Origin of the sequence: Clostridium sp. DFI.5.61, assembly GCF_024462915.1 — a bacterium.
Taxonomy (GTDB): domain Bacteria; phylum Bacillota; class Clostridia; order Oscillospirales; family Oscillospiraceae; genus Lawsonibacter; species Lawsonibacter asaccharolyticus.
In genome coordinates, this window is sequence record NZ_JANGBZ010000112.1 from 1 (window position 1) to 2,224 (window position 2,224).

General features: G+C 61.1%; 3 protein-coding genes. All 3 read right to left on the reverse strand.

Going from position 1 to position 2,224, the window contains the following annotated elements:
* Positions 1-798, reverse strand: a 798-nt coding sequence (locus NE584_RS19220) for a toll/interleukin-1 receptor domain-containing protein (RefSeq protein ID WP_256183533.1), incomplete at its 3' end; no start/stop codon positions are given.
* 3 nt (positions 799-801) lie between these two features.
* Positions 802-1,287, reverse strand: a complete 486-nt coding sequence (locus NE584_RS19225) for a dihydrofolate reductase (protein WP_108980651.1) — start codon at positions 1,285-1,287, stop codon at positions 802-804.
* A gap of 15 nt (positions 1,288-1,302) precedes the next feature.
* On the reverse strand, positions 1,303-2,133 hold the full coding sequence (gene thyA / locus NE584_RS19230) for a thymidylate synthase (protein ID WP_108980652.1): 831 nt from the start codon (positions 2,131-2,133) through the stop codon (positions 1,303-1,305).
* Positions 2,134-2,224 lie beyond the last annotated feature (91 nt).

The following is a 2,224-nucleotide window of genomic DNA, read 5'->3' on the forward strand; positions in this document are numbered from 1 at the left end:
GGGCCGGAGAGCGGAGGCGATCTGCTGGGCGACCTGATAAATGGTCCGTTCTTCCCGCATGAGACACTTGATGTCCTGGAGAAAGAGCGGCAGGCGGGAGATCTGGATGCCCCGGTCCAGAACGGAGATGACCCGGACGTCCTCTTCGATCAGCTTCTTGATGAAGGCCCGCATCTCAAATTTACACCAGCGGGAATCCAGAAAGTGCTCTGTGATCCAGAAGAGCACGATGCTGGACTGCTGGATGCCCTCCTGGACCTTGTCGGTGATGGAATCGCCAAGGGCAATGCTGTATTTGTCGAACCAGACGGGCAGATCCATCCCATTGAGCAGCGGGATGATCTCTTCGATCTCCGGCTTATCCAGAGAGGAGTGGCTGAGAAAGACCATCTGTTCCCGTCCAAAGGGAGTCATACGGTAGCCTTTCTCCTCCAGGACCCGGATCTCCGGGAAGAAAAAGAGGTGCCCCATAATGGTGGGAACACTGTCCTCATCCAGCAGAGAGGCAGAGTTGAAGCGCCGGTCCGCCATGGCCCGCATGATATTCAGCGCGGTCAGGTCCTTCCGCTGCCGCAGTCCAGCGTCCTCCAGAAGACGGAACATCCGGTCCAGATGCTCCTCCTTGGGGCGGTCGTAGCTCACTGCGATGAAAAATTCCAGATTGTAAGGATTGTTGTTGACGAACAGGGAGAGCATCTGGAGCGAGGAGGCGTCCTGTTCCCGCAGCAGCTGCTGGAACACCGGGATCAGGTGGGAACGGCGGCCGTACTCCCCCTCCCAGATATAGTCACGGTCCATGGGTCATGCCTCCTGCCTGCGCCGGTAGGTCACATACCGGAAGCGTACTCCGTTCTCCTCCAGGAGTTCTGACTCCTCCACCGACTCCCAGCGAGGGTCGGCATCCAGGTCCGGGAAGTACCGGTCTGCGGGGTACTGGGCCAGGATCTTAGTGACATAGGCGGTGCCGCACCGGTCCAAAAGGGCGCGGTAGACGGACTCCCCGCCGATGACAAAGGCATCCGCCGGAGCGGCGGCGAGGAGGGCGTCCAGGGAGGGATAGACCTCACCGCCCTCCGGGGCGAAGTCCGGCGTGGTGGACAGGATCAGGTTGCGCCGTCCCTTCAGGGGGCGTCCGCCGGGAAAGGTAGAGAGGGTCCTGCGGCCCAGAATGACCGCGTGGCCCAGGGTCAGGGCCTTGAAGCGCTTCAGGTCCTGGGAGAGATAGAGAAGCTGCTCTCCGTCCTTCCCGATGGCCCAGTTCTGGTCCACTGCTACAATGAGATCCATACTGTGCGCCTCCTCTTAGACCGCCACCGGGATCGTTCCCGGCACAGGGTGGGCCTGATACCCCTCCAGGCGCACGCTGTCCGGGGTGAAGGCGTAGAAATCGGTGACAGCGGGGTCCAGGGAGAATCGGGGGGCGTCATAGGGCTGGCGAGTGATGATCTCCCGCACCGTGTCCACGTGGCGGTCGTAGATATGGGCGTCGGTGATGACGTGGACCAGTTCGCCGGCCTCCAGCCCGGAGACCTGGGCGACCATGTGGAGCAGAACGGCGTACTGCATCACGTTCCAGCCGTTGGCGGTGAGCATGTCCTGGCTGCGCTGGTTCAAAATGCCGTTCAGGGTGTTCCCGCTGACGTTGAAGGTCATGGAATAGGCACAGGGGTAGAGGGCCATCTCGCTCAGGTCGTGGTGGTTGTAGAGGCTGGTGAGGATGCGGCGGGAGCCGGGGTCGTGCTTCAGGTCCCACAGCACCTTGTCTACCTGGTCCATGTCCCCCTGGGGGTAGTGGTGTTTCACCCCCAGCTGGTAGCCGTAGGCCTTGCCGATGGAGCCGGACTCGTCCGCCCAGGCGTCCCAGATGCGGCTGTTCAGGTCGTGGACGTTGTTGGACTTCTTCTGCCAGATCCACAGAAGCTCGTCCACCGCGGACTTCAAAAACTGCCTGCGGACGGTGAGAATGGGGAATTCTCTGCGCAGGTCATACCGGTTGACCACCCCAAAGAGCTTAATGGTATGGGCGGGAGTCCCGTCCTCCCAGCGGGGACGGACCTCCCGGTCGGTGTCCCACACTCCCCGGGAAAGAATGTCCTGACAGTTTTGAATAAAGACCTGATCGGCGTAGCTCATGGCGGCCCCTCCTGATATTGGTTTGAAGGTATCATATCAGAAGCGGGGGGAAAAAGCAATAAGGCGGGGACGCGGCATCCTGCCGCGTCCC

What these genes read in the sequence shown, in the direction of transcription:
- NE584_RS19225 (WP_108980651.1), bottom strand. Translation starts at nt 1,287, where the DNA reads ATGGATCTCATTGTAGCAGTGGACCAGAACTGGGCCATCGGGAAGGAC.
- thyA (WP_108980652.1), bottom strand. Translation starts at nt 2,133, where the DNA reads ATGAGCTACGCCGATCAGGTCTTTATTCAAAACTGTCAGGACATTCTT.